Origin of the sequence: uncultured Flavobacterium sp., from assembly GCF_951805225.1 — a bacterium.
Lineage (GTDB): Bacteria > Bacteroidota > Bacteroidia > Flavobacteriales > Flavobacteriaceae > Flavobacterium.
Map to the genome: position 1 here is coordinate 2,087,272 of NZ_OX638201.1, position 25,677 is coordinate 2,112,948.

The 25,677-nt window shown below is 31.6% G+C and carries 23 protein-coding genes; 18 read left to right on the forward strand and 5 right to left on the reverse strand.

Translation table 11 applies throughout. From position 1 onward, the window contains the following. Positions 1-384: 384 nt before the first annotated feature. The 7 genes from WN975_RS08590 to WN975_RS08620 all read left to right on the forward strand — a co-directional run bounded on the left by WN975_RS08590 (position 385) and on the right by WN975_RS08620 (position 8,030). Positions 385-699, forward strand: a complete 315-nt coding sequence (locus WN975_RS08590; RefSeq protein ID WP_099708248.1) for a hypothetical protein — start codon at positions 385-387, stop codon at positions 697-699. 220 nt (positions 700-919) lie between these two features. Beyond that, positions 920-1,609 carry an isochorismatase family protein gene (locus tag WN975_RS08595; RefSeq protein WP_337966173.1) on the forward strand — a complete coding sequence of 230 codons (690 nt, stop codon included), beginning with the start codon at positions 920-922 and terminating at the stop codon, positions 1,607-1,609. A gap of 283 nt (positions 1,610-1,892) precedes the next feature. Further along, entirely contained in the window at positions 1,893-4,154 is a 2,262-nt protein-coding gene (locus WN975_RS08600; RefSeq protein ID WP_337966174.1) for a CocE/NonD family hydrolase, read from the forward strand. 297 nt (positions 4,155-4,451) lie between these two features. Then, positions 4,452-5,012 carry a 2'-5' RNA ligase family protein gene (locus WN975_RS08605; RefSeq protein WP_337966175.1) on the forward strand — a complete coding sequence of 187 codons (561 nt, stop codon included), beginning with the start codon at positions 4,452-4,454 and terminating at the stop codon, positions 5,010-5,012. A 231-nt stretch (positions 5,013-5,243) separates the two neighbouring features. After that, positions 5,244-6,167 (forward strand): helix-turn-helix transcriptional regulator, encoded by a 924-nt coding sequence (locus WN975_RS08610; protein ID WP_337966176.1) that lies wholly within the window; start codon positions 5,244-5,246, stop codon positions 6,165-6,167. 165 nt (positions 6,168-6,332) lie between these two features. Then, the gene (locus WN975_RS08615) at positions 6,333-7,061 is read left to right on the forward strand and encodes an SDR family NAD(P)-dependent oxidoreductase (protein ID WP_337966177.1); all 729 of its coding nucleotides are present in this window, start codon (positions 6,333-6,335) and stop codon (positions 7,059-7,061) included. Between the two features lie 204 nt (positions 7,062-7,265). Next, the gene (locus WN975_RS08620) at positions 7,266-8,030 is read left to right on the forward strand and encodes an SDR family oxidoreductase (RefSeq protein ID WP_337966178.1); all 765 of its coding nucleotides are present in this window, start codon (positions 7,266-7,268) and stop codon (positions 8,028-8,030) included. A gap of 82 nt (positions 8,031-8,112) precedes the next feature. Here WN975_RS08620 and WN975_RS08625 read toward each other — a convergent pair whose 3' ends face one another. The 4 genes from WN975_RS08625 to WN975_RS08640 form a co-directional block, all read right to left on the reverse strand. Beyond that, entirely contained in the window at positions 8,113-8,583 is a 471-nt protein-coding gene (locus WN975_RS08625; protein WP_337966179.1) for a hypothetical protein, read from the reverse strand. 338 nt (positions 8,584-8,921) lie between these two features. Further along, positions 8,922-9,395 (reverse strand): hypothetical protein, encoded by a 474-nt coding sequence (locus WN975_RS08630; RefSeq protein WP_337966180.1) that lies wholly within the window; start codon positions 9,393-9,395, stop codon positions 8,922-8,924. 79 nt (positions 9,396-9,474) lie between these two features. Beyond that, positions 9,475-10,173: a response regulator transcription factor gene (locus WN975_RS08635; protein WP_337966181.1), complete on the reverse strand. Its 699-nt coding sequence runs from the start codon at positions 10,171-10,173 to the stop codon at positions 9,475-9,477. Next, positions 10,170-11,210: a histidine kinase gene (locus WN975_RS08640; RefSeq protein WP_099708259.1), complete on the reverse strand. Its 1,041-nt coding sequence runs from the start codon at positions 11,208-11,210 to the stop codon at positions 10,170-10,172. The genes WN975_RS08635 and WN975_RS08640 overlap by 4 nt, the downstream gene beginning before the upstream one ends. Positions 11,211-11,374: 164 nt before the next feature. On the opposite strand from WN975_RS08640, the gene WN975_RS08645 reads away from it, so the two are divergent. The 5 genes from WN975_RS08645 (at position 11,375) to WN975_RS08665 (ending at position 21,141) form a co-directional block, all read left to right on the forward strand. Beyond that, positions 11,375-12,760: a TolC family protein gene (locus WN975_RS08645; RefSeq protein WP_337966182.1), complete on the forward strand. Its 1,386-nt coding sequence runs from the start codon at positions 11,375-11,377 to the stop codon at positions 12,758-12,760. Positions 12,761-12,772: 12 nt separating this feature from the next. After that, positions 12,773-16,057, forward strand: a complete 3,285-nt coding sequence (locus WN975_RS08650) for an efflux RND transporter permease subunit (RefSeq protein WP_337966183.1) — start codon at positions 12,773-12,775, stop codon at positions 16,055-16,057. Then, on the forward strand, positions 16,047-17,135 hold the full coding sequence (locus WN975_RS08655) for an efflux RND transporter periplasmic adaptor subunit (RefSeq protein ID WP_337966184.1): 1,089 nt from the start codon (positions 16,047-16,049) through the stop codon (positions 17,133-17,135). The genes WN975_RS08650 and WN975_RS08655 overlap by 11 nt, the downstream gene beginning before the upstream one ends. A 569-nt stretch (positions 17,136-17,704) precedes the next feature. Next, positions 17,705-18,877 carry a hypothetical protein gene (locus WN975_RS08660; RefSeq protein ID WP_337966185.1) on the forward strand — a complete coding sequence of 391 codons (1,173 nt, stop codon included), beginning with the start codon at positions 17,705-17,707 and terminating at the stop codon, positions 18,875-18,877. Further along, a complete protein-coding gene (locus WN975_RS08665) occupies positions 18,877-21,141 on the forward strand; it encodes a hypothetical protein (RefSeq protein WP_337966186.1) in 2,265 nt (754 codons plus the stop codon). The genes WN975_RS08660 and WN975_RS08665 overlap by 1 nt, the downstream gene beginning before the upstream one ends. Before the next feature lie 140 nt (positions 21,142-21,281). Here the strand turns inward: WN975_RS08665 and WN975_RS08670 are convergent, their stop codons facing one another. Then, entirely contained in the window at positions 21,282-21,515 is a 234-nt protein-coding gene (locus WN975_RS08670; RefSeq protein ID WP_337966187.1) for a hypothetical protein, read from the reverse strand. 290 nt (positions 21,516-21,805) lie between these two features. Between WN975_RS08670 and WN975_RS08675 the strand changes: the two genes are divergently transcribed. The 6 genes from WN975_RS08675 to WN975_RS08700 all read left to right on the forward strand — a co-directional run bounded on the left by WN975_RS08675 (position 21,806) and on the right by WN975_RS08700 (position 25,579). After that, the gene (locus WN975_RS08675) at positions 21,806-22,333 is read left to right on the forward strand and encodes a DUF1877 family protein (RefSeq protein WP_337966188.1); all 528 of its coding nucleotides are present in this window, start codon (positions 21,806-21,808) and stop codon (positions 22,331-22,333) included. Positions 22,334-22,366: 33 nt separating this feature from the next. Then, entirely contained in the window at positions 22,367-22,867 is a 501-nt protein-coding gene (locus WN975_RS08680; RefSeq protein WP_337966189.1) for a hypothetical protein, read from the forward strand. A gap of 52 nt (positions 22,868-22,919) precedes the next feature. Beyond that, positions 22,920-23,531 carry a hypothetical protein gene (locus WN975_RS08685; RefSeq protein ID WP_337966190.1) on the forward strand — a complete coding sequence of 204 codons (612 nt, stop codon included), beginning with the start codon at positions 22,920-22,922 and terminating at the stop codon, positions 23,529-23,531. A gap of 41 nt (positions 23,532-23,572) precedes the next feature. Beyond that, complete coding sequence (locus WN975_RS08690; protein ID WP_337966191.1) at positions 23,573-24,379, forward strand: hypothetical protein; 807 nt, start codon at positions 23,573-23,575, stop codon at positions 24,377-24,379. A gap of 388 nt (positions 24,380-24,767) precedes the next feature. Next, complete coding sequence (locus WN975_RS08695; RefSeq protein ID WP_099708278.1) at positions 24,768-25,088, forward strand: metalloregulator ArsR/SmtB family transcription factor; 321 nt, start codon at positions 24,768-24,770, stop codon at positions 25,086-25,088. Continuing rightward, positions 25,085-25,579: an SRPBCC domain-containing protein gene (locus WN975_RS08700; protein WP_337966192.1), complete on the forward strand. Its 495-nt coding sequence runs from the start codon at positions 25,085-25,087 to the stop codon at positions 25,577-25,579. The genes WN975_RS08695 and WN975_RS08700 overlap by 4 nt, the downstream gene beginning before the upstream one ends. Positions 25,580-25,677: the final 98 nt, after the last annotated feature.

Genomic DNA, 25,677 nt, shown 5'->3' on the forward strand with positions numbered 1-25,677 from the left:
CAAAAGTTTAGTTAAAAGATGCTGAGCCGCTGAGCTCCTAAGTTACTAAGGTTTTAATCCAATGTTATTTTTAAGTTACTATCCTGAAGCTTCGGGATTAAGTCACTAAGATTTCTTGTTCTAGATTAAGTTGAAAACTGTAATTTCTGAAATACATTTGTCATGTAAATTAGAAGTTCTTTTTACAGGTAAAAAAAACTTAGCGACTTAGCGACTTAGTGCCTTAGAAACTTAGAACCTTTACTAAAAGATTTCTTGTTCTAGATTAAGTTGAAATAATTTTATAACTAATAAATTTGTCAAGTAAATTAGAAGTTCTTTTTGCAACTAAAATAACTTAGCGACTTAGTACCTTAGAAACTCAGAACCTTAACTAAAAACAAAATGAAAATATTTGAATTCTTAATACTCGGAAAAAACGAACCAATTTTGGAGATCTTACTTAGATTGGTAAATGCATACGAAAATTGGAATGCAGTTGGATTCAGCGATGAAAATCTGGCTCAGGAATATTTTCAAAACCATAAAATCGATATTGTTCTTTTGAGTTCCGGAATCGAAGATCATATCGAAAAAGAGTTTACCCAATTTTGTTTAGAACAACAACCTGATGTCGAAGTAATTGAACATTTTGGCGGTGGAAGCGGTTTACTAAAATCTGAAATACAACACAGATTATATCTTAAAGGAAAAATTTAGATACAAGAATTTTCTCTTCAATACCTTATTAATTAACACATTGACGAAGATCGCCTGACTATTGACGATATATCGTTAAAATCACTATTGCCTTTTTTCAAAAATTCCATAGAAATCAACGCCTTACAAACAAGGCACTGCTTTTGAACGCAATAAACTGAAAATCTAAGTGAATATAAATTTTAAAAACCTTTTTATTAACAAACAAAATCACATTATCATGAAAAAATTAGTTTTAACAGCAATTTTATTATTCGCAATATTTATTGGTTTCGCACAAAAACCAAGTCCTGCATTATTAAATCCTACAAACCATACTTTGGTACTTATTGATTACGAAAGTCAAATGGCTTTTGCTGTAGGAAGCACTCCAATTGATCAACTTCGTAATAACACTGCTTTAGTAGCTGGTGCTTCGAAAATATTTAATGTTCCAACGGTTGTAACAACTGTAGCCGAAAAATCATTTAGCGGACCTGTTTTCCGTGAAATTGAAGAGTTTTATCCTCAAAAAACTTCAAACTATATCGATCGTACTTCTATGAATACCTGGGAAGATGCTCCTGCATACAAAGCAATTATTGCAAAAGGTAAAAAGAAAATCGTTTTTGGCGGTTTATGGACAAGCGTTTGTATTGTTGGACCGGTTTTATCAGCCATTAACGAAGGTTATGATGTTTATGTTATCACAGATGCAAGCGCAGACGTATCAAAAGAAGCTCACGAAATGGCCGTAACTCGTATGGTTCAGGCAGGTGCTCACCCAATGACTTCTTTACAGTATTTACTTGAATTACAGCGCGATTGGGCACGTCAGGAAACTTATGTTGCCGTTACTGATCTTGCAAAAAAATACGGTGGAGCTTATGGTGTTGGTGTTCAGTATGCACACGAAATGTTGAAACACTAAATACAATTGAACGCGGATAAAACGGATTCGCTTTGCGAAAACGATGATTTTTACAGATTTTTTAAATTAACGTTTAAATCTATAAATCCGTTTTTGTCCGCGTTTTTGCGACGCAAATCCGTATAATCAGCGGGCCATTTCCTCTTAAAAAGATTCTCATAAATTTATTTTGAAAGCATTTTTTGTTCCATATAAATTCAAAATAAGACCGATTGATTAATAAGAAATTTATAGTATTTTTGATAAAGCAATTCAAAAAAATACCACTTAAAGATTTCTGTTTATGAAAAATAGTCTACTCTTAGTAATATTTTGTTTATCGGTACAAATAAGCAATTCGCAAAAATTATACTTTCCAAAAAGTAATTACAGCGACAGTCTCAATTTCTCTAAAAACCTGACATTATTAGCCAAAAAGATAGCGCCTATTTATTCCAATTCGGACAAAGCAACGTATTTGGATAATTATGCCCGAATCAATTTTATTGCTCAGGATTACACAACGATGAAAAAGACAATGCGAACTTATGCGCAAGAAATTATGGGCGATAGTATTGCCAATAAGCCATTTGGTTTTCATTACAGAACTTATGCAAATACTATCGCTAAAAATCCAAAAACAAAAGCTGAATTCGATAAATATTACACTTCTGAATTTAAAACTTTATATGATAGCTATGATAAAGATGGAAAAAACTGGGTAGAAAATTATTACAGTATTCAACTAAGTGATATGAAGACGCAATTTGAAACTAAACGAAATGAATGTCAAGCCAATGATAGTATCAGTTTAGAAGATGCCGCTTTATTATGTAGAGTCTATTCCAGATATGTAGTTTACAGTAAAAGCCTTGCTCCTGCCAAAGAAATAATAGCAAAAATAGAAGCCGAAAAATATATTATAGACAACAATATAATTATCACTTTACCAAACGGAAGCACAATATCCGGCTCGATGGTTAGAAATCGAAATATAACAGAACCGCAACCAGTCGTAATGCAATACAATATTTATGCAGGAAGAGAAGTCTCAGACTGCAAGGAAATTGCCAATATGGGATATGTAGGTTTTGTAGCAAATACAAGAGGAAAACGACTGAGCAATGATCCTATAGAACCTTATGAACACGATGGCGACGACGCTTATTATATCTTGGACTGGATTAGTAAACAGCCTTGGTGCAATGGAAAAATTGGTATTTATGGCGGAAGTTATTTAGGCTTTAGCCAATGGAGCGCAGTAAAAAAAGTGCATCCAGCCTTAAAAACAATAGTCCCTCTAGTGTCTGTGGGCGCTGGAATTGATTTTCCAATGCAAAATGGCGTCTTTATGAGTTATGCATTAAGATGGATTCATTTTGTAGCAAATAACAAATTAACAGATCTAAATGACTTTCAAAATAATAAAAAATGGGACGACGTTTTTACACAATATTATAAAAATGGTTCCAGCTTTCGTTCCTTAGATAAAATCGAAGGAAATCCGTCTCCATTGTTTCAAAGATGGCTTGATCACCCAACTTATGACACTTATTGGCAAAATATGACGCCACAAAAAGAAGCTTTTGCTAATATTAATATTCCTATTTTAAGTACAACAGGATATTATGATGACGATCAGATTGGCGCAATGTATTATTACAATCAATATCATAAATACAACAAAAGCGATAACTATTATCTAATTATAGGACCTTATGATCACGGAGGTTCACAAGGATATCCCAAGAAAGAATTAGGCGGATATACGCTTGACGAAGTTGCTACTATTCCAATAAATTCCATCATTTTCGAATGGTTTGATTATATCTTAAAAGGCGCAAAACGTCCAGAAGTTTTAAAAGACAAAGTCAACTTTGAAATTATGGGCAAAAATGAATGGAAAAGTGTAGCGTCATTAGACAAAATGCACAATCAGGAAATCACTTTTTATCTTGATAATGCAAATTCAAAATATTCATTACAAAAAACGGCTCCTAAAAAACCAATTGCAATAAATCAAACCGTTGACTTAAAAGATCGCTCGGAAATTAATATCTATAAAGATGATTCTGTTACAGGTTTTCCCAGAGTTATAGATTCAATTTTAAGAACTGAAAAACAACAAATGATTTTTGAAAGTGAACCTTTATCAGAAGCTACGATTATAAGTGGTTCTTTAAAAGCATCTTTAAAAATCAGTATCAATAAAAAGGATTTAGATGTACAATTACAACTTTATGAAAAAACTCCCGATGGTCATTATTTTGCCTTAACAAGCAACTTGCAAAGAGCCAGTTTAGCAAAAGACAGAACGAAAAGACAACTTTTGACTCCTAATAAAATAGAAACAATTGAGTTAAATCAAAATTATATCATCTCTAAACAATTACAAAAAGGAAGTAAAATTGTAATTGCTCTTGGCGTAAATAAAAATCCAAATTGGGAAGTTAATTACGGTTCCGGTAAGAATGTAAGCGACGAAACAATGGCTGATGCTGCCGAACCTTTAACAATAAAATGGTACACAAATAGTTCTATTACAATCCCAATTTTAAAACAGTAATTAATGCTGAACGATAAAAAAATAGTTCATGTTTTCAAATTATTTTTAGGATGCCTCTTAGTGATTTTTATTTCATGGGTTTTATTTCTTTTGATCGATGAATTTGATCTTTATAGCAATACTTTTTGGAGTTTGATGTTTTATATATTCTATTTTGCAGTTTTTATATCTTTTTATTTAGCTGCTATATTATTCATTACTTTAGTTTATTTAGTACTAAGAAAATTTGTTTCAAAAAAGGCATAAAACAACGTTTTTAAGCAAAATTATTCTCTAAGTAAACAACCCAAAATTAAAATGGAAAAGAAATATTCTGTTGTTATTCATCCTTCGCAAGATGTTATTGATTCAATCAAAACGATGAAAGAACTTTTAGCAGATAAAGTTGGTTGGTTTAACAGCAAAAATTCGGTGGCTCATATTACGATTTGCGAATTTAAAATTGACGAATCTCAAATAGATAAATACAAACAGAAACTCCTTAAAATCTGTGATCCTTTTACGCCTTTTCAGGTACTTTTAGATCATTACAATTCTTATGAAAACGGCGCTTTTTTCATTTCTCCAAATGAAGATTCTAAAATGCTTCTAAAACCTATTATGAAAAAAACTCAGGATGCATTGCAGCTTTCAAACTTAATAAAAAGCAATGATCCTCATATTTCAATTGGCCGAAGATTAACGCCTGAAAGTCTTAAAATTGCCAATCATTTATTTACAACAATCGATATTGATTTTTTGTGTGACAATATTGTTTTAAGAGAATTTGATCCTATAAAAAAGCAGTTTTTTGTAATTGATTCTTTTTCCTTTAATGGAAATTCACAACCGGAATTTGTTCAGGGAAGTTTGTTTTAAGCGCAAAGCTGTTTTTGTTTAATCGCGCAAAGACGCAAAGTCGCAAAGTTTATTTTCTTTGCGACTTTGCGTCTTTGCGTCTTTGCGCGAAATAACTTTGCGAACCTTGCGTAAAACCTTGCGAACTTTGCGGTTAAATTAAGACAAAGTAAAAACGTAAAACAAAGAAAACCTGAAATAAAAAACAATCTTTTAATTTTTCGTATATTTGAATTTTACAAATTCACTCTCATGAAATCACTAGATTCATTTTACGAAGATATTACAGAAGGCTCTACAATTGAACCAAGCTCATTATTGCCAAACGACATTAAAAAAGAAATTGGGCATTTTAATGTATTTGATATAAAAGAGCTCTACGAAAGAATGAAAGAAAAGCCTGGTATGCCTTATGACAGAAGAGCTTATTACAAAATAAGTTTGATAAGAGGTAAAAACAGAGCCGAATACGCCGATAAAATAATCGAAATCGATAAACAAGGCCTTTTATTTGCCACGCCAAAAATACCTTATAACTATTTACCGCAAGACACAAATCAATCCGGACAATTTTGCGTTTTTACAAGTGAGTTTTTATCGAAAAACAAAAGTGGAATTGACTTAGACGAACTTCCTATTTTTGCTACAGACGGATATCCTGTTTTTCAACTTACAGATGATGAAGTTGCCGAAGTTGAATTGATTTTCAATAAAATACAAAAAGAAATCAACTCAGATTATATTTATAAATATGATTTAATTCGAAATTATGTTGCAGAATTAATTCACTTTGGGCAAAAATTACAGCCAATAACAGCTCTCTATTCTAAACATAATTCGGCGGCGAGAGTTTCTTCTTTATTTGCTGAATTACTGGAAAGACAATTCCCAATTGAATCACCAAATCAACGATTAGAATTAAGAACTGCGAAAGATTTTGCAGAAAGATTATCTGTTCATGTTAATCATTTGAATAAAGTTCTAAAAGAAAACACAGGAAAAACCACAACCGAATTAATCAGTACGAGATTAACGAACGAAGCCAAAATCCTTTTGAAACAAACCGATTGGAACATTTCTGAGATTGCATTTTCATTAGGTTTTGAAGAATTAGCACACTTTTCTAATTTCTTCAAAAAACAAACTTCCTTTACGCCTTTGGCTTTTAGACTTTAGATTACTGCAGAACTTTGTCAAAGTTCGAAACTTTGACAAAGTTTAAAATTAAGTTTTCAAAATTTTCTCTCTGATTTGAATTTTGCAAACATCGGTTTGATATTTACAATTCCCCAATACTACTTCGCTCCTACCTTTGTCTAATCAATTTAAAAGATCGAAAAGATGAATTTATCAAACAACAAAATTTTAATAACTGGTGGCGCAAGCGGCATTGGACTTGGCCTAACCGAAAGATTTATTAAGGAAAACAATACTGTAATTATTTGCGGAAGACGTGAATCAGTTTTGGAAGAAGTCAAAGAAAAATTTCCAACAGTAATTACAAAAGTTTGTGACTTGTCAAACGAAGCAGAACGCGTAGCGCTTTACGAATGGATTGCAGAAAACCACAGCGATTTGAATGTTTTAATTAATAATGCAGGAATTCAAAAATGGGTTTCGGTTACAGATGCAGACTTTTTTGAAAGTGCCAAAACTGAAATCGCAACAAATATAGAAGCTCCGTTACATTTAACTTCCCTTTTTATTCAGTTAAAATCTCTTACAACCGTAATGAATGTAACTTCTGGATTATCACTTTCTCCATTCGCAAAAGTTCCGGTTTACTCGGCTACAAAAGCGTTTTTCCGTTCGTTTACGATTTCACTTCGCCATATATTAAAAGGAAAAAATATTGAAGTAATCGAAATTATTCCTCCGGCATTAAATACAGATCTTGGCGGAGTTGGTTTACACGATGCACATCCAAGCGTAAGTGATTTTATCGTCTCTATTTTTGAACAATTAAAAGAAGGAAACGAAGAACTTACTTTTGGAACAAGCGCAACAAGAATAAACTCCAGCATTCCGGAATTAAAAGCATCTTTCAATGCATTACATTCTAATCTGTAAAACGCAAATATTTAAACACATAGAAATATAGATATTGTAAACGCTGAAAAAAGGCATTTCATTTGTTTAAATTCACATAGCTATGTGTTAGAAACTAGTTTCTTTTTATATTCTTATTTACATTAAAAATCTATGTTTCTATGTGTTTAATTTTTCACAATCAACAATCAACAATTAACAATTAACAACCAACAATTAAAAAAAATGGCAGTAAATACAAAAATAGCTCTTGTTACGGGCGGTAGCAGAGGTTTAGGGAAAAATATGGCAATTGCAATTGCAAAAAAAGGAATTGACGTAATCATTACTTACAACAGTAAAAAAGACGAAGCAGATTCAGTAGTAAAAGAAATCGAAAGTTTAGGACAAAAAGCAGCGGCTCTTCAACTTAATGTTGCGGATTCAAGTACATTTGATGGCTTTTTCGGAAGCATTTCTAAAACTCTAAAAACTGTTTTTAACACAGATAAATTTGACTTTTTGGTTAACAATGCCGGAATCGGAATTCATAATTCATTTATAGGAACAACAGAAGCTGAATTTGATCAATTGACAAATATTCAGTTTAAAGGACCTTTTTTCTTAACGCAAAAAGCGCTTAACGTAATGAATGACGGTGGCGGAATTGTAAATATTTCAACTGGTTTGGCAAGATTTTCATTCCCTGGTTATGCAGCTTATGCGTCTATGAAAGGTGCAATTGAAACGCTAACAAAATACCAAGCGAAAGAACTTGGAGAAAGAAAAATCAGAGCAAATGTTGTGGCTCCGGGCGCAATCGAAACTGATTTTGGCGGCGGAGTTGTTCGTGACAATGAGCAATTAAACAAAAATTTAGCAGCTTTAACCGCTTTAGGAAGAGTTGGTTTGCCAGATGATATTGGTGGAGTTGTTGCTTTTTTATGTACCGAAGATGCTCGTTGGGTAAACGCGCAAAGAATTGAAGTTTCGGGCGGAATGAATTTGTAATTTTATAACTATTCTATTCGTATAGTAAACCCGACAGGTTTTTAAAACCTGTCGGGTTTGTTATTAGAAATAAACTTGTTCATTATAAAATATCTATCTCGATTCTTTTAATAAATTCGCCTTCTTTATCAAAAACAATATTGTACAGTTTTTTATCTTTTTTTGCTTCTGAAATATACGTTTCATTGTTTTTATCATCAATCTTGGTCAAAATTTTGCCGACAGACTTGACTTTACCTTTTGCCGGATAATTTTTCTTTAGATAATCCTGAGCTTTTAAAGGTAGTTTACTAATTGAAATTTCTGTTTTCAAGGACTTAAAAGCTCCGTAACTATCATAGAGTACATATCCTTTGGTTGCAGTAGTAGGATTAAATGTTCCCTCAAAGTAAATTTCTTCTCCTTTACCATACTCAATAGACCAAATTACTTTTTTTTGCGGATATCCTTTTTCAAAAGCTGCAATCACTGGTTGTGGAGGCACAAGTATACTTGTTTGCCCTATTAAAAAACCTGTGTTTAAAAAAGCGATAAATAGTAAAATATATTTCATTTGGACATATTGTAAATTAATAATTACAAATAACGTAAAAAAAGTGTCACACTTAATTAAAAGAAAGATAAAACTTACTAAATTTAATTTTATTATAAACTATCTTATTTTAAGTCTGTTTGAAATGACAAACTAGTGCTTTTTAGCCCCGATAGAAGAGGAAATCCTTTTTCTGGCTTCTTTAGCCAGGAAAAGATTGAAACGAATAGCGGGATTAGCTCCTAAATAAAAATATAATTAACTGAAAAGCAAAATGATAAACAAATCAAAACCCGACAAGTTTAAATAAACAAGTCGGGTTTCTCATTTTCAAATATATTGAATTAGTAAGTCTTCTTTTAGTCTTTTTGGATTATGACGTCAAAACCGCCATTTTGATCAAAGACAACATCATAAAATTTTGATTCTTTTTCTATTCCTACTTCATAAGTAGTTTTATTTTTATCATCTACAACGATAGCAATTTCGCGAATGGCTTTTGCCGGATAATTTTTCTTTAAATAACTTTGAGCTTTCGCCGGAAGTTTACTTAATGGAATTTGCGTTTCAAAAGCTTTTAAAACTCCCAGATTATCATAAACCGCTAACGATTCTGTATTTTCATTGGTTCTAAACTTTCCTTCGTAACGTATTTCGTCATCATCATCGCCAACATATTTTAAAGTCCAGAATGCTATTTTTCCAGGATATTCTTTCTGAAAAGTAAACAAGACTTTTTCTGGCGGCGTAACTACACTACTTGGTGCAATTTGATTTTGCGATACTAGAAAGCAACTATACAAAAGTGTTAAAATTAAAAATGCTTTTCTCATGAGTCCGATTTTTACATTAATAATACTTGACTAAAATTACATTTTTTTTAACAAGAAAAAAGAACTTTTAATGAATACTTCATTTTTTTAATCTATCGGATAACTCTCTTTTATAAGTAATTCCTATGGGAAGCTTTTCGTTTTTAATAATAACAAAATCTTTGTCCGTTGTTTCGATTTTATCCAGCGCTACAATATAGGATTTGTGAATGCGCATGAAGTTCTTTTCGGGCAGACATTTTTCAAATTCACTTGTTGTAATCGAAGCTAAATAAGTTCTTTTTATGGTATGTAATTTCACATAGTTTCCAAAACTCTGTGCAAACAAAAGCTGATCTAATTCGATGTCCATAAAATAACCGTCGACTTTTACGCTAACGGAATTTACAACTGTTTCTTCTGTTTTTACTTTTGCGGTTTCGGCGCCAAAAAAACGATCAACGGCTTTTAAAAATCTCGGAAAATAAATAGGTTTCAAAAGATAATCAATAACTCCGTAATCATAACTTTCCAGCGCAAATTCAGAATAAGCTGTCGTTAGAATAGTTTTAGGATGCGTTGGCAGAATCTTTAGCAATTCCATTCCTGAAATCTCTGGCATATTAATATCCAAAAACATCAAATCGACTGGATTTTCGCGAAGATAATCCATTGCTTCGATACCATTATAGCCTTGAAAAACCAACTCTAATTGTGGATTTTGCTTGATGTAATTCGCTAACACATAATGCGCTGCGGGTTCATCGTCTACAATTATACATTTTTTGGATTCTCTCATTCTACAAACTTTTTCAATTGTACTTTAAAGTCTACAATGTAAGTGTTCTTATCGTCCTGAATGTCTAATTTATAGTTTTTTCCATAAATTAAATTCAAACGTTCGATTGTGTTTTTCAAACCAATTTTAGTCGAAACAACATCGGTTTTCTTGGTTGGTATTGAATTTACAACATGCAAATGCAATAATCCGTTTTCGACCGTAATAATGATTCTGACGAAACATTTTTCTATGGCGCAAGTTCCGTGTTTAAAGGCATTTTCGATAAAAGCAATTAACAACATTGGCGACACTTTATAGGCGTTTTCGTTATCGATTTTAGAATCATAAGTGATTTCGCAACGATAACCTACACGCTCTTTTTCAAGTTGCACATAACTATTTATAAACTCCAATTCATCTTCTAGAGAGACACATTTTTTGTTGTTACTTTCAAGCTGATAACGCATCAATTGCGACACTTTCATAATCAGATCCGGCGTTCTGTCCGGAAATTCTAAACTTATTCCGTAAAGCGTATTAAAGGTATTAAATAAAAAATGCGGATTCAATTGTCCTTTCAAAGAATTCAATTGCATTTCGTTAAACAACAAAGTTTCATCAGTTTGTTTTCTGTGAATTCTATAGAATTTAAACACAATTATCGGGCTCAAAATGCAAACCAAAGTTCCTAAAACACTCGCCAATTGGTAGACATAACTGCGTTGATGCGAGTTTTGATACAAACGGCAATTACTGAACATATCGAGCATTGTAATCTCATATAAAAGTACTGAGAATACAAAAACTCCAAAAAGCGTTAGAAATATATAGGTTAAAGGACGTTGTGTTTTGAATAATATTGGCAAAAGAAAAAAACGATTGAATTGGGCATGCATGTATAAAATAAAGTAGAAAAATATGCCCATTAATATGGAAGTAAAAGAACTAAATAACATCCAGTCATTCTTTAATGTATAGATTGTAAATGAAAAGGCAACAACGGCAATTTCCTGCCACCATTTGTTGTCCAATATGTTATCAAATTTTTTATTCATTTTTAAAACTTAAATAGTTTACAAATTAACCACAATTTTTTAATTATTATTTCCATTAAATGACAAATTCAATTGGTCATTTATGATTGTATTACATCATTTAAGAAGGGTTAAATCCGCTAAAGACGAATAATTTTGGTAGATAATTTCATATCACTAATTTTATGTACTTCAGAAAAATTACTTTGTTAGTTTTCTTGATTTTTGCTTGTGGTAGTTATTCGCAAAACCTGACTTTAAAAGAAGCCATAAAAACAGGTTTAGAAAACTACGGTTCCATCAAGGCAAAAAGCAATTACACGAATGCCTCACGCGAGAGTCTCAAACAATCTAAGCGTGATTATTTGCCAAATCTAAATTTATCGGCACAACAAGATTACGGAACTATCAACGGGCAAAATGGTGCGTTGTATGGTTTTAATGGTTTAGGAACAGCTTCTTCCGGACCTGCATTGCCGGACCAAAACTGGAATTCAGCTTTTGGTGCGTTGTATTTAGTCAATATGAACTGGGATTTTTTCACTTTTGGAAAAATACAGGAAAAAATTAATTTGGCTAAAGTTGATGTTCAGGCAAAAGAAAAAGACTTGAAACAAGAGCAATTCCAACAGGAAATTAAAATTTCTGCTGCTTATTTGAATCTTCTTGCAAGCCAAAGATTATTGATTTCGCAACAAAAGAATTTAAGCCGTGCCGAAGTTTTTAAGAAAACTGCCGTTGCACGAGTTAAAAACGGATTATTGGCGGGAGTCGATTCTACATTGGCTACAGCCGAAGTTTCAAAAGCTAAAATTGCACTGAATCTGGCTAGGAATTTTGTCAAGGAACAAAACAGCAAATTAGTCGATTTAATGGGCGTTGCGCCTCAGGATTTTGTTACAGACACTTTATTTGTAAATGAAATTCCGAAAGAAGTCTTAAGAGGAACCGCATCTTCAGATAGTTTGCATCCTTTATTGCAATTCTACAAAACGAAGATCGATTACAGCAATCAGCAAACTAAATTATACAAACGTTTTTATTATCCAACGATGAGCGCTTTTGGTGTTTTACAAACACGTGCTTCCGGATTTAATAGCGATTATGTGACGAATCAAAATTCTTTCAGCAGAAATTATTGGGATGGCGTAAATCCGGATCGCACTAATTATTTAGTTGGAATTGGAATTAGCTGGAATTTGACGACTCCGTTTAGAGCAAGTAAACAAGTAAGCGCTCAAAAATACATTTCGCAAGGTCTTCAAGAAGAATACAATCAGGCGGACAGAGAATTGAAATCGCAATTAAAACTTGCCGACGATAAAATACAAATCACGCTTGAAAACTTTGCCGAAGCGCCAATTCAGGTTGATGCAGCAAAAAAAGCATATTTGCAAAAATCGACTTTATACAAAAACGGATTGACTGATTTAACAGATATTACTCAGACTTTATATACGTTAAACCGTGCCGAAATTGATCGCGATATCGTGAACAATAATGTATGGCAATCGTTTTTGCTTAAAGTAGCTGCGACAGGCAATTTTGACTTATTTATAAATGAATTTTAATTATAGATCCTAATGAATTTAATACGTTTTGCACTCCGCAAACCCATCTCCATATTAGTATTGGTTGCGGGTCTATTTTTCTTCGGAATTGGTGCCATCCAGGACATTAAGGTAGATATTCTGCCAAAAATGAACTTGCCGGTTATCTACATTGCGCATCCTTTTGGAGGTTATACGCCAGACCAGATGGAAGCTTATTTTGCTAAGACTTATGTCAATATTTTACCGTTTGCCAATGGTGTAAAATCGGTAGAAACCAAAAATATTCAGGGGTTAATGATCATGAAATTAACCTATTATGAAAACACAAATATGGCTCAGGCTGCAGCCGAATTAAGTTCACTTTCGAACAGGATTCAGGCGGCATTTCCTCCCGGAACTCAACCTCCGTTTATCATTCGTTTTGATGCTTCTTCGCTTCCAATTGGTCAATTGGTTTTGAGCAGTAAAATACGTTCAAACAATGAATTGCAGGATTTAGCCAACGTTTATGTTCGTGCTTCGTTTACTTCGATTCCCGGTTTATTATCGCCGGCTCCCTTTGGCGGAAGCCCAAGAACTATTGAGGTTAACGTAGATCCTGATTTATTGCGTTCGCATAATATGACGCCAGATCAGGTTGTAGAAGCGATTCGTATCAACAATCAAACGGCTCCATCAGGAAACGTGAGAATGGGCGATGTAAACTACATTACGCCAACAAATAATACGATTAAAGAAGTTAAAGATTTTGAGAATATTCCGTTGTTTAAAGGAAGCGTTCAAAACTTAAAATTAGGCGATGTTGCAACCGTAAAAGATGGTGCAGATATCACGCAAGGTTATGCTTTGGTAAACGGAAAACGTTCGGTTTATATTAGTATTGCAAAAGCCGGAGATGCTTCTACTTGGGATGTGGTTCAGAAATTAAAGGCTGAATTGCCTAAAATTCAAAGTACATTACCGGAAGACGTAAAATTATCTTATGAATTTGACCAGTCAGTTTATGTAATTAACTCTGTAAAAAGTTTGATTACAGAAGGTATTATTGGAGCAGTTTTAACTGGATTAATGGTTTTACTTTTCCTTGGAGACAGACGTGCGGCTTTGATCGTAATTTTAACGATTCCAATCTCGATTATCTCAGGAGTTTTATTCTTGAAATTATTCGGACAAACGATCAACTTAATGTCTTTAAGCGGATTGGCTCTTGCAATTGGTATTTTGGTGGATGAAAGTACGGTAACAATCGAAAATATTCACCAGCATCTTGATATGGGAAAACCCAAGGCACTCGCCATTTGGGATGCGTGTCAGGAAATTGCATTGCCTAAATTATTGATCTTACTTTGTATTTTGGCGGTTTTTGCACCGGCATTTACAATGGTCGGAATTCCGGGAGCTTTGTTCTTGCCATTGGCTTTAGCGATTGGATTCTCAATGGTAATTTCATTTTTACTTTCTCAGACTTTTGTGCCTGTAATGGCAAACTGGTTGATGAAAGGTCATGAAAAACATGCGCATGGTCCGGAAATTACTGATGATGAAGCTGAATTTAATGATTGCGGATTAACTCCGGAATCTGAGAAAGATTTGATTACTCAGAAAAAAGGATATGTTGAAAAAGTAGACACTAATAATAACGGAAAAATTGGTGCTTTCGAGCGTTTCAGAATCCGTTTTATGAGAACTCTGGATCGATTATTCCCTTATAAAAAAATAACTGCTTTAGTTTACCTTATCGGAATTACAGTTCTTGCTGTTGTCTTTATTAATTTCATTGGAAAAGATGTATTCCCAAAAGTAAATTCAAGTCAGTTTCAGCTGAGAATGCGTGCTCCGGACGGAACTCGTTTAGAACGTACCGAAGAAAAAGCAATCATTGTTTTGAAAGAATTGCAAAAAATGGTTGGGAAAGAACATATCGGAATTTCTTCTGTTTATGTTGGACAACACCCATCGTTATTCTCGATTAACCCAATTTATTTGTTCATGGCAGGTTCGCATGAAGCAGTATTTCAGGTGAGTTTAAAAGAATATCATACGGATATGGACGACTTCAAAGACGACTTTAGAGCCCGAATCAAAAAAGTGCTTCCGGATGTAAAACTTTCTTTTGAGCCAATCGAATTAACTGATAAAGTTTTGAGCCAGGGATCTCCTACTCCAATCGAAGTTCGTATTGCCGGAAAAGACAAGAAACGAAATGAATTATATGCGACTCAAATCGTAGAAAAATTAAAGAAAATCTCTTATTTCAGAGACGTACAAATTGGTCAGCCAATTCATTATCCTGCGATGAATATTGATATCGACAGAACTCGTGCAGCTGAACTTGGCGTTGACATGAACGATATATCACGATCATTAGTTGCGTCGACTTCATCATCAAGATATACCGAGAAAAACACTTGGGTTGACGAAAGAGCCGGATTATCATACAACGTTCAGGTACAAGTGCCTTTGAACAAAATGAAAAGCAAAACTGATATTGGAGAAATTCCGGTATTAAAAAACTCGCTTCGTCCTGTTTTAAGTGACGTTGCAAAAATTACACCCGGATTTGTAAGTGGTGAAAATGACAATTTAGGGGCTATGCCATACATAACCGTTACAGCCAACATTAGCCAGACCGATCTAGGAACGGCAGTAAAAGATGTGGATGCAACAATCAATTCATTGGGTGAATTACCTAGGGGGTTATTCATCACTCCAATTGGAATGAGTAAAGTATTGGTAGAAACATTAAGTAGTTTGCAAGTTGGATTATTGGTTGCCATATTTGTAATCTTCTTAATGTTAGCCGCTAATTTCCAATCGTTCAAAGTTTCGTTAGTAATTTTAACAACGGTTCCGGCGGTAGTTTTAGGAGCTTTATTAATGCTTACAATTACTGGTTCAACGCTTAACTTACAATCGTATATGGGAATCATCATGTCGGTTGGGGTTTCGATTGCAAATGCCGTTTTATTGGTTACGAATGCAGAACAGCTCAGAAAACGAAACGGAAATGCACTAGAATCTGCACGTGAAGCTGCGGCGTTGCGTCTTCGTCCAATTATCATGACATCTGTTGCGATGATTGCGGGAATGTTGCCAATGGCAATTGGTCATGGCGAAGGTGGCGATCAGGTTTCTCCGTTAGGAAGAGCCGTAATTGGTGGATTATTATTTTCGACTTTTGCCGTATTGCTAATCCTGCCACTTATCTTTGCATGGGCACAAGAAAAAACAACAACACAATCTGTTTCTTTAGATCCTGAAGACGAAGAAAGCATCCATTATATATCATCATTAAATCCGAAAAATGAAAAATAACATTATACAATCGACCGCATTATTTTTTGTAGCCGTATTTTTTCTAACTAGCTGTAATTCTAAGAAAGAAGAAGCTCCGACTGCAGAATTGGAACCAAAAACTGAAACGTTTCTTTTAACGAAAGAAAAACTAACTACAGAATTGCGTTTACCAGCCGAATTAACTGGTTTTCAACAAGTAGATTTGTATGCTAAAGTAAGCAGTTTTGTAAAATTGCTAAAAGTAGATATTGGTACCAAAGTAAAAAAAGGACAACTTTTGATCGTCCTTGAAGCTCCGGAAATCAGCTCGCAATTGGCTGCAGCCGAATCAAGATTGAAATCAATGGAAGCTATTTATGCTACAAGCAAAAGCACTTACAACCGTTTGTACGAAACAAGCAAAGTTGAAGGAACGATTTCTAAAAATGATTTAGAAATGGCAAACGGAAAGAAAAACTCGGATTATGCACAATATCAAGCCGCAGTTGCAGCCCACAAAGAAGTGTCGATTATGAGAGGCTATCTTGAAATTCGCGCTCCTTTTGACGGAGTTGTAGCGGCAAGAAACGTGAATTTAGGAACATTTGTTGGTCCGGCAGGAAAAGGTTCAGATTTGCCTTTATTGACGATTCAGCAGCAAGATAAATTGCGTTTGGCAGTTTCTGTTCCTGAATTGTACACAGGATATTTGCATGAAGGTGATGAAATGAATTTTAATGTAAAATCATTGCCTGAAAATTTTAAAGCTAAAATTACCAGAATGTCTGGAGCATTAGATTTAAAGTTACGTTCTGAGCGTGTAGAAATGGACGTTATTAATACCAAAAAAGATCTTTTACCAGGAATGGTTGCCGAAGTTTTGTTACCGCTTAACGCGAAAGACAGCACATTTGTAATTCCGAAATCTGGATTGGTAAGTTCTGCCGAAGGTTTATACGTAATCAAAGTTGTAAACCACAAAGCAACTCGCGTAGATGTGAAAAAAGGAAGAGAAATCGAAGATAAAATCGAAATATTCGGAGATTTAAACCCGAAAGATAAACTGGTAAAAATTGCCAGCGAAGAAACTAAAGAAGGCGATATCATAAACGAATAACCTGCGTTTAGCTTTCGATAGTAGTTTACCAAAAACTGTACGCTTAATGCGACATTCAAAAAATCAGAGATGATTCAAGAATGTAAATCAAATTTCCCTTAGGACGATACCTGATAAGTATCGTCCTTTTTTGTTTTTATTATATTTCTCGAGTAAATATTAAGCCTATTATTGTCATTTCGAGGAACGAGAAATCTCCACAAGTAACTCGACAAAGATTAGATTCTCGATGCGGAGTTTCTCACGAAGATTTCTCGTCCCTCGAAATGACAAACTTTGTGGTTATATTCTTTTAAACTTTTACTTAAATGAAAACTCTTAGAATTTTTAGGAGCTATTTTCTGCTATCATTATCAATAAAAATTACTTTTTAAACTATATATTTAAAACACCTTACATATTAAAACCACATTTTTTTTGTAAAAAAAATAATATATTTGATGAAAGATAATCAGAAGACATCTTCTTTTAAAAGTTTAATTTAGGCACATTTATAAAATGTGTTTTAGATATATACAAGTTAAGTGATGTAATGAAGACAAAAATAATCATTAAAATTTATAACTAAAATGTTATCAATCACTAAAGACATAACTATAGAAAAATTAGAGGGTCTATATTATCAATTAAATTCTTATCAAGATGAGAAAATAGATATTACATTACCTAATAAAATAGAAACATACGAATTTAGCTTATTATTTAGTCTGGTGCAATTTTTTGCAACATGGGTTAGAAAAACTAATTCTGGAAATTTATATTTACCTATTACAGAAGATGAAATCTCTAATTATTTAAATAATAATGAATTTGCTTATCCTTTAATCGTTCTTAGTTGGGAAAAATCAATTTTTAATAATAGAGGAGTTGATATAAAAAAAAACATTAAAGAGCCAAGTAAAGAATATTTTAAGCAGATGGATTTTTTTAATTTAAAATTATATAATGTCCCTATTTACTGCTTTGATTTTGATAAATCAAATAGAGGTGTTGCAAAAAGTTTATATATAGATAAATATACTGTCTTTCCTGAAGATGGATTAGGTTTTAATCTTTTTCCCGCTTATCAAAAAGTAGGTTCATTTAATAGCTCTATATTTAGACAGAATATTACTAAAGATTTAGATTCAATAACAGCAATTATTCATGAATTATTTTTTAACACACATGAACATGCAAAAACTGATGAAATTGGAAATTACTTATACCCAAACATTAGAGCAATTCATTTAAAATTTCATAAGAAAAAAATTAAAAATTTTAAAGATATATACGAAAATTTTAAAGGACTTGAAAGCTATTTTGAATCAGAATTTAATTTAAATCCTCAAAACGAATTATATTTATTAGAAATTTCAATAGTAGATAGTGGTCCTGGGCTTGTAAAAAGATATGCTGGAATTTCTGATTTAAATCAATTAAATACATCGCAAGAAGTAAATTATATCAAAGAATGCCTCTACCGTCATAATACTTCCTCTGACATATCTGTAAGTGATACAAAAGGAATAGGTCTTGACAGAGTTCTCCAAACTTTAGATAAAAAAGGATTTATAAGAATTAAAACAGGGCGTGTTGATATTGTTAGAGATGTGAAAACATTAAATTACGAACATCATAACAATGCCTCTGACATTAGTTTGTTTGATTGGAAAACTAATAGTGATAATAACTTCAGTTCTTATCCAGAAAGCACTGGTACTTTAATCTCAATTTTTTATCCTTTAACTTTTAATTCATAATGAAGAATTACTTTATATTTAAATATGAGGACGTAGTTTATACAAACGAAAAAAAGAAAGTGACCGTTATTTTTGTTCATCAGGAAACTATAGGTTCTCAAAATACTTTATCGCAGGAAATTAATAAATTCTTTCAAAAAAACAGTATAACAGATAAATTAGTTGTTATATACCCTAAGTATTTAGATGAAAAATCTAAAACGTTTTTTACTGATGAAAGAGAATCAACATTTATCAGAATTCCAGGAAAATCAAAAGAATATTTTGATGAAAACTTGATCATTTATAGTTATGATGCGAAAGGAAAACTTTCACGAAAAGTTGGGGCAAAACCTGAAAATGAAAATATTTTTATAGACAACATATTTAGAAATGGTAATACGATCATTTTTAAACAAAATGGAGGAATAGTAGAATCAACCTCCGACCATCATTTTGTTTTCCCTTCAAACAAACATTGCTCTAAATTTTTAAGAACTGGAAATGTTTTAATAAATCAAACTGAAGTCTTTTTTCTTTCAATCCAATTATTAAATTTCTTTGAAAATATTAGATTTGTATATTGCGATACTTCATCAATTAATACACTTCCTTACGCCGTACTAGAATTGAAAAGAAGGTTTAAAATTAAATTCATTGCACCAACTATTTTTAGTTTTAAATCATATGAATTATTTGAATCTCGTAAAGAAAAATTTCCCCATGATTCGTTGATTTTAATCTCATCCTCGACTTCAGGAAATATAATCGATAGACTATTAAAAGAACAAAGGGCTGAAAAAACACAGATTAAAGTATTATTCTTTTTAGGAAAGGAAAAAAATTATCTTGACAAAAAAGAAAATATCATTTGTAATTTAACAAAAGATGATAATACTTTCCCTCAAGGTGAGGAAATATTTGATACATCTGATAGTTCAACTGGATGCAAACTTTGTGAAATAAATTCTAGACCTATAAATATTCGTGGGGACGTATTTTTAACAATCCAACCAAAAGTTTACAAACATTTATTAACTGTAAAATCAGAATGTATCCCAACAAATATTAACTCGTTTGTTCATCATTTTAGAGACAAAAGTAAATCAATTAACATAATTAAAACTTTCTACAAGGATAATGATGCGAACGCGAATTATGAAATCTATTTTGATTTTATCAATCTAATTAAGAATGTCGAAAAATTTCCTTCATTTAAAAATTCTTTAGATAGAATGATAGATAAATATGTGCCTGCAAATACTAAATATATTATTCATCTACCAGATGAAGGTTCATTAGAATTATCAAAATATATTAATAATCAAATCAATGAAGCTATAAATCCTACTATCATAGAGCTTAACAAAAGTTTTATTACGAAATTCAACGATGAAGACCGAGGAGCAGTATTGGTTGTTGCTTCTTGCATTACAACAGGAAAAAAACTTTTACAAGTTAGTCGATTAATGAGAAAATTTGAAAATCTAAATCTTATTTATTTTACAGGAATTTTCAGACCTTCAAATGAGTCATTTGCAAATGATTTAATTAATGATTTGAAAAGAGGAAAAGACAAATCAGATGAGAAACCATTTATAGCTGTTGAAACTTTAAACACATCAATAATTCAAAAAAAAACTGATTGGGCTATTGAAACCACCTTCATAGAAACTTTATTAGGTAATATTGATGAAGATTCAGAACTCTACGGATTTTTTAATACTAGAATTGACATTTTAAGAAAGAATAAAGAATCGAGAGGTTTGTCAAATAATTTGTTTTTAAATAAATATGATGATAATCCTTTATATTTAAGAAAAAGTTTTGCTTTTTGGAAGTTTAACTATGAAGAAAGCGAAGTTAACCAGTCAGAAGTATATTTTACAATCTCTTCAATTATAAATAATTTAGAAAATAGAGAAATTAATTTACATCCATCTTTAAGACAAACTAACTACGTAAGAAATCTACTCAGTCCTAGGAATTTTCATAGATTTAATGATGGAATTATTCAATCCTGTTTATTACGATGTTCTAAGCCAGATTATCTATCTTATGATTTAGATGACGAAGCTAATCTACAAATGAAAGTATTTCTTTTATCTATAATTAGTAAATATGATTCAGAGGATGGAGAAGCTCTTTTAGAGTTTTTACTTTCAATAGGGCTAAAAAAACTAAAATTAAAAAAGGAAGATCTAGAAGAAGTCTTATTACGAGCGAAGGAATGTGATAGTAAAATTATTTCTCAATTTGCTGAATATATAAGTAAATTCACTTAAAAACAAGATCTCCCATTATCCGAAGTGTCCACAGCTAGGGTAAGTGTAACGTTTGTAAATACAAAAGATTGACAACATTTAAAAAAAAAAGAACCTCGATCTTAAAAAGTCGAGGTTTTCATTTTTATTTCTGAAAAACCTTATTCCACATCCAAATAAGGATTCAAAACCTCAGCTAATTCATTTAGCCAATAAAAGCTGTTTTCTATGTTGTCGATTTCGTTTTGAAGAGTTTGATTTTTTCGCATGACTTCTAAAGCGAGTAGATAATTTAATTGCCTTATTGTTTTAGCCATAGTTTCTGGCTCGATTGTATTGTTGAAAAAATTCATAAGCCTTGTTTCGGCTTCTTTCGAAAGGGAGTTTGTACTCATAACTTACATTTTAATGAATATAAAACCCGTGATAATTAAGATGCATTAGTATTTTTCTAATAATGCAACCATATTACAAGGGCAAATTTTATTTCGTCTTAATGTGAAGATTTAAGAGTTGCGAATATAAAGAAAATTCTTTCAATTGATAAGCATTCATTATCAATAAAAAATAAGTTCTTTTGAATTTAAAAAATACTTATTTTCGTTTTACTTTATCAATCATTTCCAATTGCTAAGAAACATTAAAGTTATATTACGCAAGCTAAAATAAAGAAACCAAATCTAAGATGAGTCAAAGTCTAAATTTATATCAAATCAGTAAAGTCAATTTTGAAGAGTTTTCAAAGAATCATGAATCTTTCAATTTCGATTTTAGCGATGATAATTCTTCTGTATTTGATCAAAATTTCGAAGGATTAATTTTCCTTTTTTCATCTTACTATTTGGATCAATTGCCAAAATCTTTGGAAGAGCTTTTTTATCCGCAGAATTTTATTGGTGAGAATGTAGATTTCAGCGAAATTGATTTTGATACTATTGAAGATTTTCCGGAATCAACTTCTGTCTATTTTTTAAATCCAATAACTATAAAAGAAATTAATTCAGTTTTGGAGAACATTCAAAATGATAAAATTTTAGATTTTTACAGCGCTGATCTTTTTAATACGCACGATATTTATCCCGCGGTTTGGCATGATGACGAAAGCGAAGACAAAGCATTTAATAAAAGACATTTAGAAGAAGGTTTGGTATTACTAAAACACACCATTTCTCAGGCAAATATTAATGGAAACTATATTTTGTTTTTCGGTTGATTTAAAACAAAACTTTCTCATAAAACTAATTAATTGGAAAAAACCGCTGTAGATATAAAAAAGCAATTGGAGTTTTGGCTTCTAAAATATTATTATAAAGAAAAAAAGGAGTTAAACGGAAAAGAAATATTTACAATATTTGATTTAATTAGTCAAAAACAAAAAACTGAAATAATTAATTTATTAAAATTAAGAGAGAACGAATTACCTGTACTTTACCTTAAAATTTCTGAGGAAAAATCAATAATTAATACTACTGAAAGGTTTATTAAATTGACAGATCAAGGAACAGAAGAAATCGAATACACGAATTTTAAAGAACATAAAGGATTTGATCGCTTTATAATCAAAAAGCGATTAATTGGACGAAATATAAATGTAAAAACGAATGGTTACTTAAATCCTTTCGCTATAAAATTAAAAAATGGTGAAATTATAGAATGGGAAATACCAACCGGAACTGCTGGTTTTGGATTTTGGAGTGTAACAAAAAAATGCGAACTTATTGGGCGAAAATATGAAGTAATAAAATGAAAACGTATTACAACAACGGCGATTATTTACATACAACAGAATCTGAATTGAAATGAGAAATATTATTATTTTATTAGTTTGCTTAGTTTTTTCGAAAGTAGCATTTGGTCAAACTTGCCTGCATAAAAATCTATCTAAAGAATTTAATTTTAAAACAAATTTTCGAAAAATAAAAAAACCTAACAATGAGATTGATAGTAATTCTGTAAAAATCATAGTCTCCAACAAAATCTCAAATAAAAAGCAAGAATTTAGTTTTGGATCGGGTTACCTTTTTGAAAAAACTTTTATTGATTGTAAAGCGGTAAGATCTTATTCAACTGGCATTAATAAAAACAGTAAAGCTATTGATAATGACTTTGGAGATTTAATAATTGCCGATTTTAATTTTGATAATAAAGACGATTTTGCCGTTAAAAATGATTCTGGAGGAAATGGAGGTCCAACGTATAATTTTTATATTCAGGACAAAAATAAAAACTTTGCATTAGATGAATTTTTAACCACTCAAATGGAATTTTTCCCTTCAAAATTTATCATAAAAAGTAAAAGACTAATAACTTACGTTCATGCAAATGCCTACCAATTATCTGAAAATATATTTGAATACAATGAGCAATTAAAAAAATGGAAATATAAAAGTTCAAAATTAGTAACTCCGTAGTAAGCTGAATAGAAAACTAATAATTTGAAACAAATCCAATTATGATAAGACTATTATTTATACTTTTTATTTGCTCTACGAATGCAATTGGACAAACTTCTTCAGGAAAAGAGTATATTATAAATTATTCTGTTGGTCATTACAACTTTGGAAAAACGGGCGAATATGAAAAAAAAGAAGTTTTTAAATTTACTATAAATGATAAAGATTTCATTCTCACAGAATTTCAATCTATTTCGAATAAATATGTATATAATCCTGAAACGTTAAAAAACGACCGAAAAGTTTCTGATACAATCTTGAAATTTCCAAATAATAAAATCGCAAAGGAAGAGTTTGAAAACCTCCTTAAACAGTTAAACCAAAATCAAGATAATTTTAATACTGATTTCTTAAATTCAAATTTTTCGAAAAAAATAAAACAAAAAGAGATTCTTAAAATCGCTAAAAAACGCGGCCAAACCTATTGGTTTATTGATATTGATAAGGAAACGGAAAAAATAGATGATTTTGGAAAACAAAAAATTAAAGAAATTCAGAATTTTAAAAATTTTGAAAAATACATTGAAGATATAAAACCAAAAACAGACACCTTTATGGTAGTTTCTGATGCTTGGAATTTTGCAAGATTGGGTTATGCAAATTCTACTTTGACTGACAGAATGGATTTCAATTCAATTTTGGGTCAACCAATTCTAAAAAGTGATAATACAACCCAAATAATAAACTTAAATGTGAATCTTATTTTATTGAAAATATTACCAAAGGAATCTTTATTAAGTAAAAAAGTAAATTTTGAAAATATAAAAGATGGCTATATCAATTGGTTTATTAGAAATATTAATTAACAAACAAGATTCATCGAGGATTACCTCTAATCTTTCTTAATAACCAAATCTTCTCATAAACCCAATTGCCCTAGCCCTGATGGGAGGGAAAATCCTTTTACTTTTTTCTTTAAAAAGTAAAAGATTTGGAAGGACAGCAGGAAATAGCTTCAAATTAAAATTCAAAACAATAAATTCCAAATTCCAATCTTTTAACTTGTTTATTGCTATTATAATTTCAGTTCTATAAGCCTTCGACTTCGCTCAGGATGACAAATTGTATTATATAAAACCCTGTTATTTAATACCTTAATAAATTATTTTAAAAATACTTGTGAAAAAAATTGCGAAACCGAATAGTTGCACGTATATTTGCAACCGATTGGCTTCGTAATTAAAACCAAATATTATGAGACGAGACATTTTTCAGGCAATTGCCGATCCAACAAGGCGATCCATTATTGCCTTAATTGCAATGCAAGCAATGACTCCAAATGCCATTGCGGAGAACTTTAACACGACCCGACAGTCTGTTTCTAAACACCTGCGGATACTTGTAGAATGCGACTTGATAAAACAGGAACAACAAGGCAGAGAAATTTATTATTCACTTGAAATTGAAAAAATGAAAGAGATCGACAAATGGATTAACCAATTTAGAGCGATTTGGGAAACCAAATTTAATCAGCTTGACGAAATACTATTAACACTTAAAGAACAGAAAAAATGAAAAAAGATTTGCAATTTGATTTTACCGTTGACAAAGCCATAAAAACGGTATTTATTACGAGAGAATTTGCTGCAGAACTTCCGTTAGTTTGGGACGCTTTTACTAAACCGGAACTTCTGGATCAATGGGTTGCGCCAAAACCGTGGTCGTCTAAAACAAAATATATGAATTTTGAAGTTGGCGGACGAAGATTCTACGCAATGGTAAGTCCAGAAGGATTGGAGCGTTGGGCGATTCAGGAATATACTTCGATTACGCCAAAAACAAATTTTAAAATGTTCAACACTTTTGCTGATAAAGACGAGAATCGCGAATTGCCAGGTTCTAATTGGGATCATACTTTTAGCGAAGAAAATGGCATCACAAAAGTAAATATTGCTATTTTTAATGAATCGCTTGAACGTATGGAAAAAATGATTGAAATGGGCTTTTCAGAAGGCTTTAAAATGAGTATTGATAACTTAGATAAGTTATTGGAAACGTTGTCTTAGAAGTGATGAAATAATCTCGCAGAGACGCAAAGTTTTTATTCTCGTTTTTCATGAATAGCCTCCTGCTTTAGCTGGAGTAATTATGTAAATGTTTTGTA

What these genes read in the sequence shown, in the direction of transcription:
- WN975_RS08590 (WP_099708248.1), top strand. Translation starts at nt 385, where the DNA reads ATGAAAATATTTGAATTCTTAATACTCGGAAAAAACGAACCAATTTTG.
- WN975_RS08595 (WP_337966173.1), top strand. Translation starts at nt 920, where the DNA reads ATGAAAAAATTAGTTTTAACAGCAATTTTATTATTCGCAATATTTATT.
- WN975_RS08600 (WP_337966174.1), top strand. Translation starts at nt 1,893, where the DNA reads ATGAAAAATAGTCTACTCTTAGTAATATTTTGTTTATCGGTACAAATA.
- WN975_RS08605 (WP_337966175.1), top strand. Translation starts at nt 4,452, where the DNA reads ATGGAAAAGAAATATTCTGTTGTTATTCATCCTTCGCAAGATGTTATT.
- WN975_RS08610 (WP_337966176.1), top strand. Translation starts at nt 5,244, where the DNA reads ATGAAATCACTAGATTCATTTTACGAAGATATTACAGAAGGCTCTACA.
- WN975_RS08615 (WP_337966177.1), top strand. Translation starts at nt 6,333, where the DNA reads ATGAATTTATCAAACAACAAAATTTTAATAACTGGTGGCGCAAGCGGC.
- WN975_RS08620 (WP_337966178.1), top strand. Translation starts at nt 7,266, where the DNA reads ATGGCAGTAAATACAAAAATAGCTCTTGTTACGGGCGGTAGCAGAGGT.
- WN975_RS08625 (WP_337966179.1), bottom strand. Translation starts at nt 8,583, where the DNA reads ATGAAATATATTTTACTATTTATCGCTTTTTTAAACACAGGTTTTTTA.
- WN975_RS08630 (WP_337966180.1), bottom strand. Translation starts at nt 9,395, where the DNA reads ATGAGAAAAGCATTTTTAATTTTAACACTTTTGTATAGTTGCTTTCTA.
- WN975_RS08635 (WP_337966181.1), bottom strand. Translation starts at nt 10,173, where the DNA reads ATGAGAGAATCCAAAAAATGTATAATTGTAGACGATGAACCCGCAGCG.
- WN975_RS08640 (WP_099708259.1), bottom strand. Translation starts at nt 11,210, where the DNA reads ATGAATAAAAAATTTGATAACATATTGGACAACAAATGGTGGCAGGAA.
- WN975_RS08645 (WP_337966182.1), top strand. Translation starts at nt 11,375, where the DNA reads ATGTACTTCAGAAAAATTACTTTGTTAGTTTTCTTGATTTTTGCTTGT.
- WN975_RS08650 (WP_337966183.1), top strand. Translation starts at nt 12,773, where the DNA reads ATGAATTTAATACGTTTTGCACTCCGCAAACCCATCTCCATATTAGTA.
- WN975_RS08655 (WP_337966184.1), top strand. Translation starts at nt 16,047, where the DNA reads ATGAAAAATAACATTATACAATCGACCGCATTATTTTTTGTAGCCGTA.
- WN975_RS08660 (WP_337966185.1), top strand. Translation starts at nt 17,705, where the DNA reads ATGTTATCAATCACTAAAGACATAACTATAGAAAAATTAGAGGGTCTA.
- WN975_RS08665 (WP_337966186.1), top strand. Translation starts at nt 18,877, where the DNA reads ATGAAGAATTACTTTATATTTAAATATGAGGACGTAGTTTATACAAAC.
- WN975_RS08670 (WP_337966187.1), bottom strand. Translation starts at nt 21,515, where the DNA reads ATGAGTACAAACTCCCTTTCGAAAGAAGCCGAAACAAGGCTTATGAAT.
- WN975_RS08675 (WP_337966188.1), top strand. Translation starts at nt 21,806, where the DNA reads ATGAGTCAAAGTCTAAATTTATATCAAATCAGTAAAGTCAATTTTGAA.
- WN975_RS08685 (WP_337966190.1), top strand. Translation starts at nt 22,920, where the DNA reads ATGAGAAATATTATTATTTTATTAGTTTGCTTAGTTTTTTCGAAAGTA.
- WN975_RS08690 (WP_337966191.1), top strand. Translation starts at nt 23,573, where the DNA reads ATGATAAGACTATTATTTATACTTTTTATTTGCTCTACGAATGCAATT.
- WN975_RS08695 (WP_099708278.1), top strand. Translation starts at nt 24,768, where the DNA reads ATGAGACGAGACATTTTTCAGGCAATTGCCGATCCAACAAGGCGATCC.
- WN975_RS08700 (WP_337966192.1), top strand. Translation starts at nt 25,085, where the DNA reads ATGAAAAAAGATTTGCAATTTGATTTTACCGTTGACAAAGCCATAAAA.